Source organism: Polaromonas sp. (genome assembly GCF_012927455.1).
Taxonomy (GTDB): Bacteria; Pseudomonadota; Gammaproteobacteria; order Burkholderiales; family Burkholderiaceae_C; genus Polaromonas.
On record NZ_JABBPE010000015.1, the window covers coordinates 1 to 18939 of the forward strand.

Consider the following 18939-nt stretch of genomic DNA (forward strand, 5'->3'; position numbering starts at 1 on the left):
CAGATGCCTACTTTGTTGATGACAATCGTTGGGGTGCGGGTGCTATCACCGAGGGAGGCGCCGCCAATCAGTATGAGCAGGCTGTGGGGGTTGATCCGGCCGTTGGCGCCGGCGGGGAAGTGGCATACCGCATGAAGTGGCGCTGGCCAGCAGGCGCAACCGAAGTCAAGGCCTACCCTTCAATCATCAGCGGCAAAAGGCCCGGCGCTGCCAGTGGCAACCCGGTCATGCTGCCCAATGGCTCAATGTCTGAACGCTCTGGCGTGACGCCCGGGACGATCTTTCCCCTGCAACTTCCGATCAAATCGCTCAAGTCCAAATTTGCTGTCAAAAATGTGACTGCGCCAACGGGCCAGGGACATCTGGCCTACGACATTTGGCTTCAGTCTTCTCCGGCTCAGGACTTCCCAAAGGCCAATTCTTCGATCACCCACGAAATCATGATTCCCTTGCAAAACTGGGGCAACTATGGGGGACACAACAGTCTTCTCAACGGAAGAAATCCCGGCTGGTATGACCATGATGTCACCATTGGTGGAAGGCTCTATCACGTCTATGCAACCAAGGAGGCGGACGGGGCGCTCCTGTACAACTTTGCCCAAGGCTCACTCAATGGTAGTTACGGCAAGACCGGCTGGAAATTGATTGCTTTCGTGCCTGATGTGTTTCCTGTGCCCGCTGGGGAGCTGGACCTTGCCGCATTTATCAACCATGTCGCCACCCGCAAAGACGTCAAGGGAAATCCGTGGGCGCTGGGCAATGAGTATGTCAGCAGCGTCGAGCTGGGGGTCGAGCCGGTGGAAGGAACTGGCGACATCGCCGTATACGACTACAAGGTCTCGACAGCAGGTTCCGCATCAATAGCGGCGCCAGCACCGGCACCGGCACCGGCACCAGCACCAGCACCAGCACCAGCACCAGCACCAGCACCAGCACTGGCATGTAGCAGCGGTTCAAGCTGGGTCCAGGGAAAACAATATGCCGCGGGCAGCGTCGTGTCTTATGGAGGCAAGCAATATATTGCCAAGTTCGCCAATCCGGGTTACACCCCTACGATTAGCACGTACTACTGGTCTGCATATTTCTGCGGTGGCTCATCCGCCCCAGCACCAGCAGCAGCCCCAGCCCCAGCATCTGCATCCGCATGCAGCGGTCCAAGCTGGGTTCAAGGAAAACAATATGCCGCGGGCAACGTCGTGTCTTATGGGGGCAAGCCATATGTTGCCAAATATGCCAACCCTGGCTACATCCCAACGGTCAGCACCTACTACTGGTCTGGAACCGCTTGCTAATTAATGCCTGGACATCCTGACGCCGCATGTAATTCAAATGATGTGGTCTTGGTCTAGCGTCAAAGCTCAAATCTCGCTCTGGCAAAACAAGCGTCAGCTCTGAACAGCTCGACGCTTGTCTTTGCCATTACCAAAGGGACTTGCGCTCTTGATGCTGATCTGCTGAACAAGCTTCCGGATGCGCGCAACTTCGGGGTCGCCGGCGGCCAGTTCAGCATCTCGTTTGGTGGACAGAACAGTATTTACGCCCAGATTGCCTGCACGGATGACAACCAGCTTTTCACTTTGATAGAAAAGCTGATGACCGATTCGGGCACCCGGCGGCTTGACTGGGACGTTTAGGAACAACAAGCTCCTGAACGTAGAGCGAACCGCCCGCAGAACCCGCGTGTCAGCACGGCTGCAGGCCTTGTACTCGGGGACAACATGCCAGCAACAAAGCACCTTAACGAAAGGCGAAGTGCTTGCTGCCGAGGTAATTGAATGCCAGCGCTACGATGGATGCAATGGCGAGCGGCATGATCGGAAATGCCGCCATGGGCGCCACGCTCAACACGAGCGCCGTATAAATAATGAAATTGATGCTTGCCCCCCCCAGACTGACTGCGACGTAACGTGCAAAGCTGTGGCCGGCAGCGCCGTCGTTGGCTTGGTCAAAGGTGAAATTTCGGTTGAGCAGCCAAGTAGCGAAGACCGCCGCCGGGAACGACAGGAGGCGCGCCTGTATCACGCCCCACCCGGCCAAGTCGACGAGTGCCTGGAGCAACCCGCCGTCCACCAAAAAGCCGAGCGTACCGACCAGGCCGAACCGCACGAAACTCGGCAGACTTGACATGGCTGTAACCGACCTCAGAGGAAGGCGCGAAAGTCGAGAAGCCGCGCGGCAACCCCAATGCTGACGGCCAGCCCCGTCGCGCCTATTCCACCTAGCAGCAGGCCGGAGCGGCTACGTAATCCTTGCACTAGCACTGGCAGGACCAGCAAGGTCCCGACAAGGATCGACATCAGGGACCAGTAGTGATAGCGCATGTCGGTGGCCACGCCGATCAACAAATAGGCACAGGAATAGCCTAACGCCGAGACAATCAGAACCCTTGCAAGCTGGACCGTGGGGGAAGGGTTTTGATGGCTAATAAAGGCCAGCAAAAAGCCACCCCAAACCAGCCAGGTAACGGGCCAGACGAACGGATTTTTGCGCAGCAGGTCCAAACGCACGTCGCGATCGGTGACCACTTCCCTGGGTGCAATGGCCGGATCGTCGGTACGGTACTCGGGCGTCAGCCGGATGTGTTTGAGCGGCACGGCAAACAACAGAGATGAGTTGAAGTGCTTGAGGCGGTGCGCAGCATACGCAACCGGATGTTGAAAGATCGTCCTGGCCCACTGTAGTGTCAAACCCTCAGTGATCGTGACCGAATCGGCGGTGGGTCGGTGTACTTTTGCGCCGCAGCGGCCCCACGGACTCAGGCTGTCCCACCAGTAAGGCGAGTAGCAGGCCTGCAAGTCACTAGCCGCCAGGGTAGCGCGTGGCTCTATGAGACTGGGATCTGTTTCGTACACGGCCATACCCATCAGATCGAACAGGAACAGCGACTGTTCAGGATGCGTCGGGGAAGGATTGAAGAGCCACCGGTTTGCTTGCATCGCAACGGGAATAGCCAGTACGGCAACCACCATAGCTGAAGTGATTAACCGGACGCTGCGTAACCAGTGAGAGTGAGGCGGGGCAAGCGCATACACAAGCAGGGGGCCAACAGCGAACACCGCGTTGGTGCGCACCAAGGTACCGTAAATCATGAGAGCAGCTACCACCGCCCACCATCGAACGGGGATAGGCCTCCCTTGAGCCCGGAACCAGAAAATTAGTCCAACCGCTGCCAACCAAGAGACTACCAGGCCGACGTCCTTGGTGACTGTGGCATTGATGTAAAGAAAGGGCGGAAAGACGCCTGCAAGAGCCATCAGAATTGCCAGCCGTGGGCGTTCAGAGCGCCGCAGCCCGTCAGCCAGCAAACCAAACCCGAGCCAATAAAGGGTGAGGTGAAGCAGCAGCAAAGGTCCGGGCCCGTTGCCTGCCAGCCGAAGCCAAGACCATAGCCAGGCCATCACGGGAGGGTGCCAGTCGGCGTAGCGGCCACTGATCGCTTGACCGTACTGGTTGATCGAATCGTTGTTCATCATCCCTGGGTAATGCATGAGCGCATTGACCGCGAACAGGGCGACGATAAGCAGCAGGAGTAATAAACCAGCTGGCTTCGCCAGCACACCGGAAAACCGGGCAGCGCCCGATCCCTCAGGAAAAGACAATCCAGCTTCGGCAGGCACCGGTGCGACTGGTGGGTAATTCATGAAACGGTCAGCAGCACGCCTGCTCGTTCTACTTCGTTGCCAGCCCGCGCTGCCACAGGTATGGATCCCACTCGAGCGGGAAGTGGTTGCAACACGCCCAACGCAGGCCATTTGGGCGCTGGGATCTCAAGATAGGCCAGACGCTTGAGCTCGCGCCGTGAATGAGTGACCGTGTCGAGAATGAGCCCGCAAGCCAATGACAGAAAAGCCAGCAGCATGATGCCGAGCGACAGCACCGCTGTAGGCAGCCTGGGTACAAGCGCAGTGCGAAGGAACTCCAGAACTATAGGGGTGGCGAGTCCTATCGATAGCAGCGCGAGCACGACAAACGTGTAGCCGAAGAACATCAATGGGCGCTCTTCCTTTACCAAGTGGCCGATCATTCGCAAGATGCGCAAACCGTCGCGAATCGTGTTGAGTTTGGATGACGAACCTGTGGGCCGGTCTTTGTAATGCGTCGGTACCTCAACCGTCTTCATCCGTAATTCGAGCGCATGAACAGTGAGCTCTGTCTCGATCTCGAAACCCCTGGAAAGGGCAGGAAACGATTTTACGAAGCGGCGCGAAAATACTCGGTATCCCGATAGCATGTCGCCAAACTGTTTGCCAAAGATGACCTGCACCAGACCGGTCAGCACGCGGTTGCCGAAGCGGTGACCGAAGCGGTAGGCCTCTTGAATGGTAGAAACGCGCGCGCCATTAACCATGTCAAGTTGTTTATCCAACAGCATTTTTACCAGTTTTGGCGCAATCTGGGGGTCATAGGTGTCGTCGCCGTCCACCAGCACGTACACATCGGCCTCAATGTCGCTGAACATGCGTCGCATCACATTGCCTTTGCCGGGGAAAGGCTCGTGCCCAACAATTGCGCCCTCTTGCGCCGCCACCTCGGCGGTCCGGTCAGTTGACGAGTTGTCGTAGACGTAGATCCGGGCGGTAGGAAGCGCCTGTCTAAAACCCCGAATCACAAGCGGGACTGCTATTTCTTCGTTGTAACAGGGGATAAGAACAGCAACCTCGATACCTTGGAATGCGTTATCCATATTCCCTCCTGAAAATTTAAAGTCGGTCGAGGCGAAAACAAGGTTCACCCAGCACTGCATTAGCTGAGCAAATATTATTGGTAAGAAAGATGAACTTCTATAGCTCATTCAGACTATGCCGATACAGAAGCGACGACGAATGCTTGAAAGTCCTGGCACGAGCAGCAGCACCTGCAAAGCGCAAAGCTCGTTGCCAGCCCAACCCGGACGTCGACTATCACGCAGGGGGCCAGCCCGCCCTGCGTCGCAAATAGTCATCCAAAAATCGTAAAAAAACGTGACTTTTTAGGTACATAAAGTAACAGATAAAGTCAAATATTCGTCATTTTGACAACGTTTTGCGCGTTTAAAGGACGATCAATTCCAGTGATCACACGAATCTGAAGGATTTCATAGGCACTTCAGGTGCGTTCAAGCGGCCGATCATCAGACCTGGAATTCAGCATTTATTTTGTGCGCTTTTTCCTACAAGGCTTTAAGTTGTTGAACCACCAACCCCTTCTGGATAAGAAGAGGCAGTTTTATGCCGTTCCTCTTATGAATCAGCATTTTCTGGTTCTACTAAAGAGCATCGACGACGACTTTTTAAATAAAATTGAGCTGTTTTTAGAAAAATATGGCGATAAGGAAGCGTCAGTTTCCTCAAAATTTTCCTACATGTTGTAGGACCAGTCGTACAAGTTGTGTGCGCTAGCGCACGTACTGTCAAGGTTGAAGGGGTGGCTTGCACACTACCTTCATGGGTTGCCGGCTGGTTTTTGAATACCTCGCAGCACGCCCTTCAGCGCATCAACAGGCTCTTTTGCAATTTGCATCGCGCTATCTGACGGTGTTTGACCGTCATTTTTTGATAACAACTTTATTTACATTTAATTGATTGATATTTGATGCGTAAATGTAAATTTTCGAAGGTTGCCAGTGCACTGGCTACAGTCAGCTTTTTGATAGGTTGCGGCGGTGGGGGACAAGCCACTACAGCGGCCGCTGACGCTTTTTCTCCAGCAGCCGGCGCCTCGTCTGCAAGCGCCTCCTCTCCAACTGCCGGTACTTTACCTGCACCTGCCAGCGCCTCGTTTCCTGCAATTAGCGCGCTTGACCCGGCCGCAATCCCCGTGGGTAGCCATGACAACATCTTTTTGCAAGCCGGCAATCCCGCAGATGCCTACTTTGTTGATGACAATCGTTGGGGTGCGGGTGCTATCACCGAGGGAGGCGCCGCCAATCAGTATGAGCAGGCTGTGGGGGTTGATCCGGCCGTTGGCGCCGGCGGGGAAGTGGCATACCGCATGAAGTGGCGCTGGCCAGCAGGCGCAACCGAAGTCAAGGCCTACCCTTCAATCATCAGCGGCAAAAGGCCCGGCGCTGCCAGTGGCAACCCGGTCATGCTGCCCAATGGCTCAATGTCTGAACGCTCTGGCGTGACGCCCGGGACGATCTTTCCCCTGCAACTTCCGATCAAATCGCTCAAGTCCAAATTTGCTGTCAAAAATGTGACTGCGCCAACGGGCCAGGGACATCTGGCCTACGACATTTGGCTTCAGTCTTCTCCGGCTCAGGACTTCCCAAAGGCCAATTCTTCGATCACCCACGAAATCATGATTCCCTTGCAAAACTGGGGCAACTATGGGGGACACAACAGTCTTCTCAACGGAAGAAATCCCGGCTGGTATGACCATGATGTCACCATTGGTGGAAGGCTCTATCACGTCTATGCAACCAAGGAGGCGGACGGGGCGCTCCTGTACAACTTTGCCCAAGGCTCACTCAATGGTAGTTACGGCAAGACCGGCTGGAAATTGATTGCTTTCGTGCCTGATGTGTTTCCTGTGCCCGCTGGGGAGCTGGACCTTGCCGCATTTATCAACCATGTCGCCACCCGCAAAGACGTCAAGGGAAATCCGTGGGCGCTGGGCAATGAGTATGTCAGCAGCGTCGAGCTGGGGGTCGAGCCGGTGGAAGGAACTGGCGACATCGCTGTGCATGACTACAAGGTGTCTCGCTAGCAGGTTCCGCACCAGCGCCAGCATTTGCATGTACCGGCTCCAGCTGGGCTCAAGGACAACAAGATGCGGCTGGCATAGTCGTGTCGTATTGAGGCCAGTTCTATGTCGCCAAGTTCGCCAACCCGGGTTGCTCTCCAAAGATCAGCTCCTACTACTGGGCTGTAACTGCTTGTTAAGTAAGGGTAAGAAGCACACGGGCCACTGCGGGCGCGCCGTTGTCAGGTCATTGCACGGGGCGGTGGCTTTCAGCGCCTAAGCCGACGAGAATACTTAAAATCCTGGCATGTGCAGCCTTCTGTTGCTGATCTCCTGGGATGCTCCTGTGTTAACCTTTTCACTGAAAGAATCCATGACAAGCGCTGTTCGAGCACCGACGATTTACGCCACATCCGTTCCCGTCTTTAATCAGATGCTCGGAGGGATCGAAAAGGTGTTGAGTAAAGCTGCAGCACACGTTGAAACGAAGAAAATCGATCCCACTGCACTGCTTCAGGCTCGCCTTTTTCCCGACATGTTTCCCTTGTTGCGCCAAGTCCAGGTGGCCACCGACTTCGCCAAAAGCGTCTCAGCCAGGCTGGCCGGTGTGGAAATACCCAAACTGGAGGATACCGAGTCGTCCTTCGCCGATCTGCAGGTGCGCATTGCCACGGTACTGGCGTTTATTGGCAGTCTGAAGGTAACCCAGTTCGACAATGCCGCCACACGCGAAATCGTGACGCAAGCCGGCACACCCAAGGAAAAGCGTTTTACCGGGCAGTCTTATCTGCTCAATTACGGCTTGCCGCATTTCTTTTTTCACACCACCACGGCCTATGCTATCTTGCGGCACAACGGCGTTGAAGTAGGCAAGAAAGATTACATCGGCGCTTACTGAACAGGGCATGAGTCCGCGAACACCCGAGTTTCTGTTTTTCTTACTAAAATAGGGCCCTAGCCCAGCAGCTACGGGCGCAAGTAGCTATTAAAAATATAGCAAACAAGGCCGGGAGCTCACACTATGCGCCCCTTGTTTTTAACCACCACACAGCCCGTGATGCGCCACGCCTTGCTGATTTGCCGCTGCAGGCTGTAAATTGCCAACCAGGAATTTCCTGCAGCGTCGAGCATGTGGGCCCGCTGGATCACCTGGTCGCCTTGGCCCTCGGGTTTGAGAAAAGCCACCGAGGCAGGGCGGTAGACCACCGGGTAGCCATCGCGCACCATGGCTAAAAAACCGCTTGCCGTGCCTACCGCTTGCCGCACATTGGGGGCAGCATAAGAAAACGCCTTGTCTGCATCGTCCCTGGCCAAAGCCTCCAGCTGGCCCTCCACCACCTCACGCACGCTTTTTTCGTCGGCTGCACTGAGCGGTGCCGCACGTGCCGGAGCGAACAGCGTCAAACTGCAAACTGCGGTTATCAGCAGCCATGACAGCCGCCCTAAAACGGCATGCGATTGGACATTCATGGCAGCGCCTCCCGGGGTCTCTACGTTTTTCTTTACCAGGCACCAGCAGCGACGCGACGCTAGCCAGCAAGCAAGTGCCTGCAGCGTAACGTCGCCAAATTCGCTGGGGGTTCCCCCAGGTTAATTGCTATTCAAAATATAGCAGTGGGGGCTGTTTGCGCCTTCCTGTCAGATACCCAGCATCTTTTTGGCGCCGTCCAGGGCTTTCTCTGACTCGGCGTGTTTGCCAGCCTTGTGCAACGTCTCCCCCTCGGCGCGCAACTGTTTGACTTTGGTCATGTCTGCGGCTGACAGTGTGGTGGTTTCTGCGAGTTTGGCGTCAATGGCTTTCATTTCCATCGGGCAGCGGTTGGCAAAAGCCAACGATGACGCGGTCAGGGCTATGGCAGCAATGATAAGTTTCATTCAAATCTCCAATAAGCATCAGAAAATTCTGACTAAAAAAATACTACCAAAGAATGCGGTGTGGCAACAGGGGGAGTAGTCCCCGCCGGGGTGCCAGATGTAACAACCGGGAAGCCCTGCTAGAAAAACAGCTCAGGCGGGCCGGCCTAAAATCGGGCTCTAGCCGGTTTTTGCTGTGATTAAATTGTTACCGATTTATTACGGAACCGTCGACTGGCACCATTCCATCCCACCTCTTCTTTTTGGGTAAACGCATGTCTCTTGAAGTTATTGAAGCCCAGACCGGCGACAACCCGGTCGCCACCGTCCTGATATTGCACGGCTTGGGGGCGGACGGGCGCGACTTTGTGCCGATTGCCGAACAACTTGATTTGTCCAGCGTGGGCCCGGTGCGGTTTTTGTTTCCAAGCGCCCCCAGCATCCCTGTCACCATCAATGGCGGTTACGTGATGCCCGCCTGGTACGACATTCTGGTCACCGATCTGGTCAGGCGCGAAGACGAAGCCGGGTTGCGCCACTCACAGGCAGCGATCGAAGCGTTGATCGCCCACGAAAAGTCGCGCGGCATGGCGGCCCACCGCATTGTGGTGGCAGGTTTTTCCCAGGGTTGCGCACTGGCGCTCATGACGGGCTTGCGCCACAGCGAACGGCTGGCCGGCATTGTGGGCATGTCTGGCTACTTGCCGCTGGCCGACAAAACCGCTGCAGAGCGCAGCGCCGCCAATCAGGACACGCCGATCTTTCTGGCCCATGGCACGCGCGATGGTGTGGTGGCACTGCCGCGCGCTACCGCGACGCGTGATGCGCTGACGGCACTGGGGTATTCGCTGGAGTGGCATGAGTACCTGATGGAGCACTCGGTGTGTCCGCAGGAGATCAGCGACCTGGAGCGCTGGCTGCAGCGCGTGCTGGCTTGATCTGGGGTGGCAGGCCCACATTTCATTAGGAAAAATGGCTCTAGCCCATGAATAGCGGGCGCAGTCAGCTATAAAAAGCATAGCAAACAGGCGCGCCTCTACCTCAGTTGGCGCCGTTGGCCTACAGCGCCGAGGGCTGTGTTTTTTCGTACCCCACGGCAATCCCGTCAAAGTGTTTGCCCAGTAGCTCGTCGCGGACCTGGAACAGGCGCTGCAGATCTTCCAATGCTTCGCTTTCTTCCGATCGCGGGACTGCCAGGGCAATCGGCGTAAAGGCGGATGGATTAGAGGATAGCGCGGGGGGCGAGACCCCTATCACCGGGGTTTCCGGCCTTACCGATTCAACCCAGAAAGCCTTGTCTGGCAAAGTGGTGTAGGGGCAGCTGTCGGTCATTTCGAACTGCCACGAAATGCCATGCAGCCATTCGGAGGCGCGTGGTTCAAAGCGTGCAACGTCGGCCAGCAGCGCGTTCTGCAAGGCCACGGCATAGTTCATCAGACGAGCGTCCCAGTGCCTAATGATCAGACGTACAAACAGGCCGGTGCCGCGACTGCTGCGTGATACCACCAGCATCTGCAACTCGATCCAGTGGGGCGCAATGCCGTGTTTGCGCAGCAAGTCGCGCAGCAGCACCTGTACCAACTGGCGCCGCATGGCGTTGTCCGAGCCATCTTCTATCGTCGGAGGGTGATCGCCGCTGGTGCGCTCGGCGGCGGCTAACGCGGCTTTTGGCGCGCCAAATAACCTTCGCATCATATTTTTCATAGTTATCCAAGCTCCAACACTCTTTTTTGCTGATTAAAGTCTCGTAGAGCCGTCATGTTATCAGAGTGTTACTAAATGTTATATGACCAAATTTCGGCTGCGGATCAGGCGACGGAAGTTTGCGGCGGAGGGCGGCTAAAATTCATTTTGTCTTTATGTCCTGGCATTGCGGCGCGGAAGGGCGCCACCATTAGCTTGACAGGCCGTAGCGCCAGGCTTGACTGCCACCTTCAACACCCCGCCCGCGCCATGCAGTCAAGCCGCAGGGCGCCTGCGCGAAGCGCTGGCCTGTGCTACCTTTCACGACACTTCAAGAATCTCGGGGAATCACCTTATGACCAAGTTGCAGGCGCCTGCGGGCGCGCCCATGCAGGAGCGCTTGAAAGCGCTGACCCCGGCCCGGCTTAAGGGCATGCGCCGCGGTATCGAAAAAGAAAGCCTGCGTGCCCAGCCCGGGGGCGGTCTGGCGCTGACGCCGCACCCGGCGGCGCTTGGCTCGGCACTGACGCACCCGGGCATCACTACCGACTTCAGCGAGTCGCAGGTGGAGCTGGTCACGGCCGCGCACCCGAGCGCTGAAGCGGCGTTGCTAGAACTCACGCAGTTGCACCAGTTCACCTTGCGCGCCATGAAAGACATGGGCGACGAAATGCTCTGGGTGTCCAGCATGCCCTGCGATTTGCCGACAGACGAGACCATTCCGATTGCCCGCTTTGGCGCGTCCAACGTCGGGCGCGCCAAAAGCGTCTACCGCATGGGCCTGAGTCACCGCTATGGGCGGCGCATGCAGACCATCTCGGGCATTCACTACAACTGGTCCTTGCCCGAGGTCACGAGCGAGCAATACTTTGCGCTAATTCGCAATTTTCGGCGCCACGCGTTCTTGCTGCTTTACCTGTTTGGCGCTTCGCCCGCCGTCTGTTCAACCTTTGTGGCAGGCCGCCCGCACGAGCTGCAGCCGCTGTCGAAAAGCACCATGTACATGCCGCACGGCACTTCGCTGCGCATGGGGCGGCTGGGTTACCAGAGCGATGCGCAGGCATCGCTTGCAGTCAGCTACAACAGTCTGGAGGGCTACGGCGCATCGCTGCAAGAGGCGCTGACCCGGCCCTATCCGGCCTACGAGGCGGTGGGCATACGCAACCCGGGCGGCGACTACAACCAGCTGGCCACCACGCTGCTGCAGATTGAAAACGAGTTTTACGGCACCATCCGGCCCAAGCGCGTGATCTTTCCGGGCGAGCGCCCACTGCACGCGCTGCGCGAGCGCGGCGTCGAGTATGTCGAAGTGCGCCTGATGGACCTGGACCCGTTCGAGCCGGTCGGCATCACCGCGCAAACCATGCGTTTTCTCGATGTGTTCTTGCTGCACTGCCTGCTGAGCGATAGCCCGCCCGACACGCCAGCCGAGATCGCCGAGCTCAAACACAACCAGCACCACACCGCTGCGCGCGGCCGTGAACCCGGCCTTGCGTTAAAGCGCGCCGGTGGCGAGGTGGCGCTGACCGAGTGGGGCGCCGAGGTGCTCGCACAATGCGCGCCCATCGCCTCCGCGCTGGATGCCGCGCAAGGCGACAGCTGCTACAGCGACGCCCTGGCGGCGGCCGATGCAGCGCTGCTTGATGCGAGCACCCTGCCGTCGGCGCGCGTGCTGGCCGCCATGGTGCAGGACTTTGACAACTCCTTCGTCAAGTTTGCCCGGGCCCAGTCCAAGAAGACCCGAACTGCGCTGCAAGCTCTGCCGCTAAGTGCCGAGCAGCAGGCGCGGCTGGTTGCCCTGAGCGAGCAATCCATCCTGGAGCAAAAGAAAATTGAAGCGGCGGACGCCATGCCCTTTGAGGTCTACCGCCAGCAGTATGTGTCGGCCGAGCGGCTGGGTGTTCCGGACCAAGTGGCGGTGCATGCCTGACAAGATCCAGAAGCCGAAAATTACAGGTAAATAGTGCTCTAGCCCATATAGAACGGGCGTAAACAGCTATCAATTTAGTAGCGAATTACGAAGCAATGCTGCCGCTCGCGCCAGCTTACGGCTTTGCCTGAGCGGCCACGCGTCGCCAGACATGCACGCCAATGAATGCGCAGCCCAGCACCAGCGCAAACCAGCCTACCAGCGAGGACTTGGCCACAATGCCCTGCATGCCGGGCGAGGTGATGTAGTAGGGCGCCAGCAGAACACCCAGGCCAATGAAGGCACACAAAATTCCCTTGATCAGCAAGTCGTTGTTGGCCCTGCTGTTGGCCAGGCGGTTGCCCGGGTTGTTGGGGCGGCGGGTGGGGGCGTCGGGGAGGGGCATGAAGTGGGGAATAGCGGTGTGAAAAGTTGAAGGCGCTGGAGCTGCACCAAGACTGCCGGCAGTTGACTCGCCTTGCCCTGATTTTCACCCATCCCGGGACGACACAGCATGAGGGTTTTTGCAGGCCTGAGCGCCCGGAATGCTGGTACCGGCCAAAGCGCGGTAGTTGCTGGTGCAGGCGTACTGGCAGTTTGCCTGCCAGCCAAGGCCGCATGGGGAAGCGAGCCAGGTCCGGCAAGCTCCCAAGCCCGCAACAGCGTTCACAATCCGGTCTGGCGCGGACAATGGACGCAGCGCCTGCCGATGCGCGGCAACAAGTAAAGAAAGAACATTCAGCAATGGCTATTCAATGGTTTCCGGGTCACATGCATTTGACCAAAAAGGCCATCAGCGAGCGCATCAAGGAAATTGATGTGGTGATCGAGCTGCTCGACGCGCGCCTGCCCGGCTCCAGCGCCAATCCCATGCTGGCCGAACTGACCGGGGCCAAGCCCGCGCTCAAGGTGCTCAACAAACAGGATTTGGCCGACCCGGCCCGCACGGCGCCCTGGCTGGCCCACTACAACAGCCTGCCGGGCACCCGCGCTATCGGGCTAGACGCCAGCATGAGCACGCCGGCCAAAGCGCTGATCGAGGCCTGCCATGCGCTGGCACCGAGCCGTGGCAGCATGGTCAAGCCCATGCGTGTGCTGATTTGCGGCATTCCCAACGTCGGCAAGTCCACGCTCATCAACACTTTTACGGGCAAGCGCGCGACCAAAACCGGCGACGAAGCGGGCATCACCAAACTCGAGCAGCGCATCGTGCTAGCCGATGGTTTTTATTTGTGGGACACGCCCGGCATGCTGTGGCCGCGCATCATCGTCGCCAAAAGCGGCTACAACCTGGCCGCCAGCGGCGCGATTGGCCGCAACGCTTTTGAGGAAGAAGAAGTGGCGCTGGAATTGCTCGATTACCTGATTCCCCACTACCCGGAGATGCTGGAGGCGCGCTACAAGCTCAAGCTGGCGCCAGGCGTCACTGATGAGCAGTTGCTTGAAGAAATCGGTCGCAAGCGTGGCGCCGTGCTGAGCAAAGGCCGCATCAATCTGCAGAAAGCCGCCGAAATCGTGATTTACGAGTTTCGCGCCGCCACGCTGGGCCGCATCACGCTGGAGACGCCCGAAGAGTTTGCCCAATGGCTGGCCGCCGGGCAAAAAATCGACGCAGAACGGCAGGTCAAAAAAGACCTGATTGAAACCAATCGGCTGATCAAGTTCAAGAAGATTCCCCGGCCAGCCAAGCCGGACGAGGCTTGAGGGCCATTCCGTCCTGCGCTTGCGCTGCACCCGGCCCGGGGAAACCATCGGTCTGTCTTGGGATTGTTGAAAAATAAATCAAAAGTAGTCATTTCTTCCTGAGCTGTTACCGAAATTTAAGCGTGTCTCGGGTTGATAGAGAACCGCTTGAGAACCCCTTGAGCGCCGCAAGCTCCCGCAGATCCCCAATTGCTGTGATCAACCCGAAAATTCCAGTGACATTTGCTTGCACTGTTATCCACAGGGCGGGAGACCAGATTTAGGCTAAAAGACTCAACTCGAGATTTAAAAGGAGTAACGCCGGACCTACCACAGATAAGCCCGTAAACCTGATTGCCAGAGGGAAAAAACATGCCGGCTGAAGCACAACAGCGCGGCTGTGGTCAATTTCAAGGCAGCGCCTGCCAACCCAGCACTGGCGTGGCCTCAGCGGTTTATAAACATTGTTATCCACAGGGTGGCGCACAGAATCGGGGGGTAAGGCCTTGCTGTTGGGGTAAAAAAACAGCGGTGCGGACCGGTTAGGCGCCGGGCAAGCGATGCTGATTCGCCGGCCTCAAAGGGCGGGCGCGGGCGTTTTATCCTGACCCCAACGCTGTCTGAATACCAGCACCGGCTTCTTGCTGTGGGTCAGCACTTTCTGGGTTTCGCTGCCCAGCAGCAAGCCGCTGATGCCTTTGCGGCCATGCGAGGCCATGGCGATCAGGTCGCAGCCCCGCTCTTCGGCCACCTTGATGATGGCCTCATGCGGATGGTCGCTCTCGACATAGGCCGTTTCGCACGCCACGCCAGCTTCTTCAGCTGCCTTTTGTATCACCGCCAGAAATTTAACGGCGTGGCTCTGGCTGTCTTTGGTGAACTGTTCCCGGGTGTCCTCCAGCATTTCGGTCTGGTAGGTGAATACATGGAACTCCGGAATCACATGCAGGCCGGTGACCTTGGCATGGATTGCTTTGGCGAGTTCAATGCTTTGTTGAATTGCAGCTTCGGACGCTGGGGAACCATCGGTAGGCAATAGAAGATGCGTGAACATTTTTCTCTCCTCGAGGTGAATCCATTGGGTCGGCCTGGTTGCTGCAATGAGGCGTTTTTCAGGCTACTCTTCTGGCCATCCATTTGCTTGATGCGTGTCAACAAACCCCCAGACAATTCAGCAGCCCGCATCTTGAAATAGGCTGGCCCCGCCATCGGCCGGCCGGTACTGCTGAGCGCTATCACCCAGACTATCAACGCGGACCGCGCCTTTCAGGCCTGACCAGCGTCTTCCCTGGCCCGCATTTTGGCGGCGATGTACTCGCCGTGGGTGACATGCAGCAGCCCGGCAATCTTGCTGATTACCTGGTTTTCATGGGCGTCGAGATGGGCATCTGCATAAGCCACTTGCCACATGTTTTCGACCATCAAAATCTTCTGTGCGTGGGTAAAGTTGTCGTTAATGCTGGACGTGAAGCGGTGGTAGTCATAGGCGTTTTTCGCGGTCTGCTCGGCCAGCTCCATCAGCCGGGCCAGCTCGTCATCGGCAAATAAAAATTTTCCGGCCAGGCTGGCCACCACAGTAGCGCGTTCAGCGGGCTGAATCGTCGGATCGGCCCGCATGACTTCGACCAGCAAGACTGCGGTGGCAAGCCGCAGCGCGTGCTCGCGCTCGGCGGGAGACTGCGAACCAGGCGCGGAGGTGAGGCTATCGAACAGGTCTTTGAGGGTTTTCAGCATGAGTGGCTTCCTTAAGTCAGGCCGGCGCCCGCGGGATGGTATGCGCCAGATTAACGCTGAATTGCAAATAAAAAACACATTTTAGGTGCAAAAAATGCCTCTAGCCCATATGGATCAGGCGCAAGCAGCTATCAAAAACATAGCGGTCATGGGCCGGCAGGGATTCATGGTCGGCCTGGCGTTATCAGTTCCGCAGCTTATTTTACGTAGCGCCAAGCGGAAGCGGAAGGTCTAGCGCGGAGCCGGCAACAGTTTTTGCACCAGCGGGTGCAGCACCTTCTTTTGCGCGCCTATGGCAAAGAAATGCTCCTCGACACCCTCGCAAGCGCCCACTCGCTTGACGCCGTAGCGCGCCATCAGCTCGGACTCGACCAGTTCAGCCACCGGAAAAACCCCCATTCCGGCAGCCCCGAAGGTTTTTAGCAGGGCGCTGTCTTCGAACTCACCGACCACGTTGGGCCTGATCGAAAGGCGCTCGAACCACTGGTCGATGCGGGGGCGCACAGCGGCATGCGTCGTCGGGAGCAGCACGGGAACCCGGCTCAGCGATTGCGGAAAGCCCTTTCGGGCGGCCTCCAGCAGCGCCGGTGGTGCGTACCAAGCCAACGTCGATGAGCCGAGCGAATGGCTGTACACCTTGAGGTTGGGGTTGGGCGGAGCCGTCCTGTCGGCCAGCACCACATCGAGCCGGTGCAGTGCCAGGTCGCCCAGCAGGTCCTCGAATTCATCCTGGTGGCAAATCAGTTTCAGGTTGGGGTCTTGCATCACCGGCTGCATCAGGTGCCAGACCGCCAGTTTCGGCAGCCCGTCGGAGATGCCCACCGCCAGGCGCACGCGGGGCGAGCCCACCGCGTCACGCAGCGCCGCCGGCAGCTGTTCACCGAGCTGGAAGATTTTTTCGGCCTGCTGCATCACCGCCACGCCGGCATCAGTCAGCGCGATGCCGCGCCCGGCCGGTTTGAGCAGGGCGTAACCGAGCGAGCGCTCAAGCTCGCGCACCTGCGTGCTGACGGTTTGCACCGCCATGCCGAGCCGGTCGGCGGCGCGCGACATGCCGCCTTCCTTGGCGACAACCCAGAAGTAGTAAAGATGCCGGTAGCTGAAGTCCGTGCTCATGCTCATGTCCAGTTTGATGTTCAGGTTTTTCGGAACTGTGGCTTCTTGATTATCTGCTTTTACAGAATTGCGCAAAGCCCTAAAGTTGGCCTTCATCAACTCATAGGAGCAATGTGATGCAAGTGATTTTTGAATCCCGCGACCCTGAAGGCGCTCAGATGCGCGACCTGGCGGTGAACCGCGCGCGCTTCGTCATGCGCCGCTTGAGCTGGCTGGTGCCGCGCGCCAAAGTACAGCTGTCAGATGTCAACGGCCCGCGTGGCGGCATTGACAAGCGCTGCCAACTGGAACTCAAGACTGACGGCATCGGTACCGTGGTGATTACCGCTCTCGGGCGCGACTGGCGTTCAGCGCTCGATAGTGCGCTCGGCCGCGCCGCGCAGCTGGTGATGCGCAACTGGCGCCGCCGCCAGGCACGCGACCAGCATCGCCCCGGCCATCTGCGCACTGGCATTCACGCTTGAACAGGGCACAGCAATCAGCCATCAGCAATCAGATACGAGGAAAGACCATGGAACACCCTACACAGACGATTCGCCCTGACACCACCGACGCAGGCTCCCAGTCGCTTGGTCCAGCGCCAATGGGCCTGGGCACCGAGGTAAGTCGCGTATTGCGCAACACCTACGCGCTGCTCGCACTGACGCTGCTCTTCAGCGCAGGCGTTGCGGCAACCAGCGTGGTGCTGCAACTGCCGGCGCCCGGCATCTTGTTGACGCTAGCGGGCTACTTCGGTTTGTTGTTTGCGGTCTTCAAGCTCAAAAACAGCGGCTGGGCGTTGCCTGCGGTGTTCGCGCTGACCGGCTTTATGGGCTACACGCTGGGCCCGCTGCTGTCGCGTTCGCTGGCGCTGCCTGGGGGCGGGCAGATCGTGACCATGGCGCTAGGCGCCACAGGCGCCACTTTCCTGGCTTTGTCGGCCTGGGTTTTGACGACCCGGCGCGACTTCAGCTTCATGGGCGGCTTTCTGTTCGCAGGCATGGTCATTGCCCTGCTGGCGGCGCTGGCTGCGGTGTTCTTCCAACTACCGGCGCTGGCGCTGGCGGTCTCGGCCATGGTGGCCTTGCTCGCAGCTGGCCTGATTTTGTACGACACCAGTCGCATCGTGCACGGCGGCGAAACCAACTACGTGCTGGCCACGGTCGGGTTATACGTCTCGATCTTCAATTTGTTCTCCAGCCTGCTTAGCCTCTTCGGCTTAGGCGGTTCGGACGAATGACCATTTTTTTAAAAGGAGAAACGCATGAAATGTCCTTCCTGTCCCGACAGCCTTCTGGCGATGACCGATCGCCAGGGCGTGGAAATTGACTATTGCCCTCAATGCCGGGGGGTCTGGCTCGATCGCGGTGAACTCGACAAATTGATTGATCGCGCCGGCGCAGCCGCGCCAGCGCACTCTGCCGCCGCATCGTCGCAGCCAGACTTCGTGGACTCAGACTATCGGGGCGGGCAAGGACATCATCCGCGCCGCAAAAAGTCCTGGATGAGTGACATCTTTGACTGATTCGCTTTACCTTAGCCAAGGAACAAAAAATCATGCGACCCTACCCAAGTAACAGTCCCCAAGCGGCCGCCCGTGTTGTCGCGCTGGCCCTGCTGGCAGACGGCCAACTGCACAAGGCAGAGCTCGACATGCTCGACCGGCTAGGCGTTCACGCGCAACTTGGCCTTGCGCGGTTCGAGTTGCAGGAAGTCATACACGCCGTCTCTGAACACCTGCCCGAATTCGTGCGACCGAGCGGGGCCGATGTGTGCCTGCTAAACCCTCGAATGATCAGGCAACTGATGGACGAGGTCGATGACCCCGGCCTGCGTCTTAAAGTTCTGCGCCTGTGCGTTGCACTGGTTGAGGCGGACGGGAATGTCGCTGAGGACGAATCGATGGTGCTTATGGCGGCGGTGGAACAGTGGGGCCTGCATCAATGGATGCTGCAGACGGGACGCACCCAACGGAGCTTGGAACATGTCTGACTACGCGCCTGCAATCGTGTCGCTAGGGGTCTTGATCTTGCTGGGCGCCTGGCGCGAGTACGCCAGGGATAACCGGCGCGATGCCAAGTTGTTGGTCGCGTGCGGCGCCGGCGGAATGCTGGCGGGCGCCGCAGTGTGGCTGGTCTGACCCGGCAGGCCGTAGACTATCGGTCGACCCTGGCGTGCAAGCTGAAGGAGTCAGTTGGAGCGGTGCCGCGGCACTTCCTGGAGCGCATCGCTGGGCCTCTGATTTGATACCCGTGACGGTGCTGGAGGCCGAAAGCCTCACCATGAACTGCATGAACTGCATGAACTGCATGAACTGC

At 58.1% G+C, this 18939-nt stretch carries 22 protein-coding genes and 1 pseudogene; 12 read left to right on the forward strand and 11 right to left on the reverse strand.

Features of this window, described 5'->3' with window-relative positions:
• Window positions 1–1292 (forward strand): annotated as a pseudogene (locus HHJ18_RS12235) (hypothetical protein); the annotation flags it as partial.
• Between the two features lie 93 nt (window positions 1293–1385).
• On the opposite strand, the gene HHJ18_RS12240 reads toward HHJ18_RS12235, so the two are convergent.
• The 4 genes from HHJ18_RS12240 to HHJ18_RS12255 all read right to left on the reverse strand — a co-directional run bounded on the left by HHJ18_RS12240 (window position 1386) and on the right by HHJ18_RS12255 (window position 4684).
• Window positions 1386–1640, reverse strand: coding sequence for a hypothetical protein (locus HHJ18_RS12240; protein WP_296915658.1), 255 nt, complete (start codon window positions 1638–1640; stop codon window positions 1386–1388).
• Window positions 1641–1737: 97 nt separating this feature from the next.
• Window positions 1738–2127 carry a GtrA family protein gene (locus tag HHJ18_RS12245; RefSeq protein ID WP_296915660.1) on the reverse strand — a complete coding sequence of 130 codons (390 nt, stop codon included), beginning with the start codon at window positions 2125–2127 and terminating at the stop codon, window positions 1738–1740.
• A gap of 14 nt (window positions 2128–2141) precedes the next feature.
• Window positions 2142–3641: a glycosyltransferase family 39 protein gene (locus HHJ18_RS12250; protein WP_296915662.1), complete on the reverse strand. Its 1500-nt coding sequence runs from the start codon at window positions 3639–3641 to the stop codon at window positions 2142–2144.
• The gene (locus HHJ18_RS12255) at window positions 3638–4684 is read right to left on the reverse strand and encodes a glycosyltransferase family 2 protein (RefSeq protein WP_296915663.1); all 1047 of its coding nucleotides are present in this window, start codon (window positions 4682–4684) and stop codon (window positions 3638–3640) included. Before HHJ18_RS12255 ends, HHJ18_RS12250 begins: the two co-directional genes overlap by 4 nt.
• Before the next feature lie 1112 nt (window positions 4685–5796).
• On the opposite strand from HHJ18_RS12255, the gene HHJ18_RS12260 reads away from it, so the two are divergent.
• Both HHJ18_RS12260 and HHJ18_RS12265 read left to right on the forward strand, forming a co-directional pair.
• Window positions 5797–6687, forward strand: a complete 891-nt coding sequence (locus HHJ18_RS12260) for a hypothetical protein (protein ID WP_296915665.1) — start codon at window positions 5797–5799, stop codon at window positions 6685–6687.
• Between the two features lie 349 nt (window positions 6688–7036).
• Entirely contained in the window at window positions 7037–7561 is a 525-nt protein-coding gene (locus tag HHJ18_RS12265; protein ID WP_296916602.1) for a DUF1993 family protein, read from the forward strand.
• Window positions 7562–7677: 116 nt separating this feature from the next.
• Here HHJ18_RS12265 and HHJ18_RS12270 read toward each other — a convergent pair whose 3' ends face one another.
• Both HHJ18_RS12270 and HHJ18_RS12275 read right to left on the reverse strand, forming a co-directional pair.
• Window positions 7678–8133: a DUF4864 domain-containing protein gene (locus HHJ18_RS12270; RefSeq protein ID WP_296915667.1), complete on the reverse strand. Its 456-nt coding sequence runs from the start codon at window positions 8131–8133 to the stop codon at window positions 7678–7680.
• 168 nt (window positions 8134–8301) lie between these two features.
• Complete coding sequence (locus HHJ18_RS12275) at window positions 8302–8538, reverse strand: hypothetical protein (RefSeq protein ID WP_296915669.1); 237 nt, start codon at window positions 8536–8538, stop codon at window positions 8302–8304.
• A gap of 254 nt (window positions 8539–8792) precedes the next feature.
• Here HHJ18_RS12275 and HHJ18_RS12280 point away from each other — a divergent pair, with 254 nt between their 5' ends.
• Complete coding sequence (locus HHJ18_RS12280; RefSeq protein WP_296915671.1) at window positions 8793–9455, forward strand: alpha/beta hydrolase; 663 nt, start codon at window positions 8793–8795, stop codon at window positions 9453–9455.
• Between the two features lie 121 nt (window positions 9456–9576).
• Here the strand turns inward: HHJ18_RS12280 and HHJ18_RS12285 are convergent, their stop codons facing one another.
• Window positions 9577–10209, reverse strand: a complete 633-nt coding sequence (locus tag HHJ18_RS12285) for a hypothetical protein (RefSeq protein WP_296915673.1) — start codon at window positions 10207–10209, stop codon at window positions 9577–9579.
• A 346-nt stretch (window positions 10210–10555) separates the two neighbouring features.
• Between HHJ18_RS12285 and gshA the strand changes: the two genes are divergently transcribed.
• Window positions 10556–12130 (forward strand): glutamate--cysteine ligase, encoded by a 1575-nt coding sequence (gene gshA, locus HHJ18_RS12290; protein ID WP_296915675.1) that lies wholly within the window; start codon window positions 10556–10558, stop codon window positions 12128–12130.
• 115 nt (window positions 12131–12245) lie between these two features.
• Here gshA and HHJ18_RS12295 read toward each other — a convergent pair whose 3' ends face one another.
• On the reverse strand, window positions 12246–12515 hold the full coding sequence (locus HHJ18_RS12295; protein WP_296915677.1) for a hypothetical protein: 270 nt from the start codon (window positions 12513–12515) through the stop codon (window positions 12246–12248).
• A 108-nt stretch (window positions 12516–12623) separates the two neighbouring features.
• On the opposite strand from HHJ18_RS12295, the gene HHJ18_RS12300 reads away from it, so the two are divergent.
• Window positions 12624–12836 (forward strand): hypothetical protein, encoded by a 213-nt coding sequence (locus HHJ18_RS12300; protein WP_296915678.1) that lies wholly within the window; start codon window positions 12624–12626, stop codon window positions 12834–12836.
• Between the two features lie 17 nt (window positions 12837–12853).
• Window positions 12854–13813 (forward strand): ribosome biogenesis GTPase YlqF, encoded by a 960-nt coding sequence (gene ylqF, locus HHJ18_RS12305; RefSeq protein WP_296915680.1) that lies wholly within the window; start codon window positions 12854–12856, stop codon window positions 13811–13813.
• 556 nt (window positions 13814–14369) lie between these two features.
• On the opposite strand, the gene HHJ18_RS12310 is transcribed toward ylqF, so the two are convergent.
• The 3 genes from HHJ18_RS12310 to HHJ18_RS12320 all read right to left on the reverse strand — a co-directional run bounded on the left by HHJ18_RS12310 (window position 14370) and on the right by HHJ18_RS12320 (window position 16642).
• A complete protein-coding gene (locus HHJ18_RS12310; protein ID WP_296915682.1) occupies window positions 14370–14846 on the reverse strand; it encodes a universal stress protein in 477 nt (158 codons plus the stop codon).
• A 212-nt stretch (window positions 14847–15058) separates the two neighbouring features.
• The gene (locus tag HHJ18_RS12315; protein WP_296915684.1) at window positions 15059–15526 is read right to left on the reverse strand and encodes a TerB family tellurite resistance protein; all 468 of its coding nucleotides are present in this window, start codon (window positions 15524–15526) and stop codon (window positions 15059–15061) included.
• A gap of 231 nt (window positions 15527–15757) precedes the next feature.
• Window positions 15758–16642, reverse strand: a complete 885-nt coding sequence (locus HHJ18_RS12320; protein WP_296915686.1) for a LysR family transcriptional regulator — start codon at window positions 16640–16642, stop codon at window positions 15758–15760.
• A gap of 116 nt (window positions 16643–16758) precedes the next feature.
• Between HHJ18_RS12320 and HHJ18_RS12325 the strand changes: the two genes are divergently transcribed.
• From HHJ18_RS12325 to HHJ18_RS12345, 5 genes are all read left to right on the forward strand, one after another.
• A complete protein-coding gene (locus tag HHJ18_RS12325; protein WP_296915688.1) occupies window positions 16759–17106 on the forward strand; it encodes an HPF/RaiA family ribosome-associated protein in 348 nt (115 codons plus the stop codon).
• 119 nt (window positions 17107–17225) lie between these two features.
• Window positions 17226–17861, forward strand: coding sequence for a Bax inhibitor-1/YccA family protein (locus HHJ18_RS12330; RefSeq protein ID WP_366558840.1), 636 nt, complete (start codon window positions 17226–17228; stop codon window positions 17859–17861).
• 24 nt (window positions 17862–17885) lie between these two features.
• On the forward strand, window positions 17886–18146 hold the full coding sequence (locus HHJ18_RS12335) for a zf-TFIIB domain-containing protein (RefSeq protein ID WP_296915692.1): 261 nt from the start codon (window positions 17886–17888) through the stop codon (window positions 18144–18146).
• 32 nt (window positions 18147–18178) lie between these two features.
• Window positions 18179–18613, forward strand: a complete 435-nt coding sequence (locus tag HHJ18_RS12340) for a TerB family tellurite resistance protein (RefSeq protein WP_296915693.1) — start codon at window positions 18179–18181, stop codon at window positions 18611–18613.
• A complete protein-coding gene (locus HHJ18_RS12345) occupies window positions 18606–18761 on the forward strand; it encodes a hypothetical protein (protein WP_296915695.1) in 156 nt (51 codons plus the stop codon). Before HHJ18_RS12340 ends, HHJ18_RS12345 begins: the two co-directional genes overlap by 8 nt.
• Window positions 18762–18939 lie beyond the last annotated feature (178 nt).

What these genes read in the sequence shown, in the direction of transcription:
- HHJ18_RS12245 (WP_296915660.1), bottom strand. Translation starts at nt 2,127, where the DNA reads ATGTCAAGTCTGCCGAGTTTCGTGCGGTTCGGCCTGGTCGGTACGCTC.
- HHJ18_RS12335 (WP_296915692.1), top strand. Translation starts at nt 17,886, where the DNA reads ATGAAATGTCCTTCCTGTCCCGACAGCCTTCTGGCGATGACCGATCGC.
- HHJ18_RS12285 (WP_296915673.1), bottom strand. Translation starts at nt 10,209, where the DNA reads ATGCGAAGGTTATTTGGCGCGCCAAAAGCCGCGTTAGCCGCCGCCGAG.
- HHJ18_RS12340 (WP_296915693.1), top strand. Translation starts at nt 18,179, where the DNA reads ATGCGACCCTACCCAAGTAACAGTCCCCAAGCGGCCGCCCGTGTTGTC.
- HHJ18_RS12295 (WP_296915677.1), bottom strand. Translation starts at nt 12,515, where the DNA reads ATGCCCCTCCCCGACGCCCCCACCCGCCGCCCCAACAACCCGGGCAAC.
- HHJ18_RS12315 (WP_296915684.1), bottom strand. Translation starts at nt 15,526, where the DNA reads ATGCTGAAAACCCTCAAAGACCTGTTCGATAGCCTCACCTCCGCGCCT.
- HHJ18_RS12275 (WP_296915669.1), bottom strand. Translation starts at nt 8,538, where the DNA reads ATGAAACTTATCATTGCTGCCATAGCCCTGACCGCGTCATCGTTGGCT.
- gshA (WP_296915675.1), top strand. Translation starts at nt 10,556, where the DNA reads ATGACCAAGTTGCAGGCGCCTGCGGGCGCGCCCATGCAGGAGCGCTTG.
- ylqF (WP_296915680.1), top strand. Translation starts at nt 12,854, where the DNA reads ATGGCTATTCAATGGTTTCCGGGTCACATGCATTTGACCAAAAAGGCC.
- HHJ18_RS12330 (WP_366558840.1), top strand. Translation starts at nt 17,226, where the DNA reads ATGGGCCTGGGCACCGAGGTAAGTCGCGTATTGCGCAACACCTACGCG.
- HHJ18_RS12345 (WP_296915695.1), top strand. Translation starts at nt 18,606, where the DNA reads ATGTCTGACTACGCGCCTGCAATCGTGTCGCTAGGGGTCTTGATCTTG.
- HHJ18_RS12300 (WP_296915678.1), top strand. Translation starts at nt 12,624, where the DNA reads ATGAGGGTTTTTGCAGGCCTGAGCGCCCGGAATGCTGGTACCGGCCAA.
- HHJ18_RS12255 (WP_296915663.1), bottom strand. Translation starts at nt 4,684, where the DNA reads ATGGATAACGCATTCCAAGGTATCGAGGTTGCTGTTCTTATCCCCTGT.
- HHJ18_RS12310 (WP_296915682.1), bottom strand. Translation starts at nt 14,846, where the DNA reads ATGTTCACGCATCTTCTATTGCCTACCGATGGTTCCCCAGCGTCCGAA.
- HHJ18_RS12270 (WP_296915667.1), bottom strand. Translation starts at nt 8,133, where the DNA reads ATGAATGTCCAATCGCATGCCGTTTTAGGGCGGCTGTCATGGCTGCTG.
- HHJ18_RS12325 (WP_296915688.1), top strand. Translation starts at nt 16,759, where the DNA reads ATGCAAGTGATTTTTGAATCCCGCGACCCTGAAGGCGCTCAGATGCGC.
- HHJ18_RS12265 (WP_296916602.1), top strand. Translation starts at nt 7,037, where the DNA reads ATGACAAGCGCTGTTCGAGCACCGACGATTTACGCCACATCCGTTCCC.
- HHJ18_RS12320 (WP_296915686.1), bottom strand. Translation starts at nt 16,642, where the DNA reads ATGAGCACGGACTTCAGCTACCGGCATCTTTACTACTTCTGGGTTGTC.
- HHJ18_RS12280 (WP_296915671.1), top strand. Translation starts at nt 8,793, where the DNA reads ATGTCTCTTGAAGTTATTGAAGCCCAGACCGGCGACAACCCGGTCGCC.
- HHJ18_RS12250 (WP_296915662.1), bottom strand. Translation starts at nt 3,641, where the DNA reads ATGAATTACCCACCAGTCGCACCGGTGCCTGCCGAAGCTGGATTGTCT.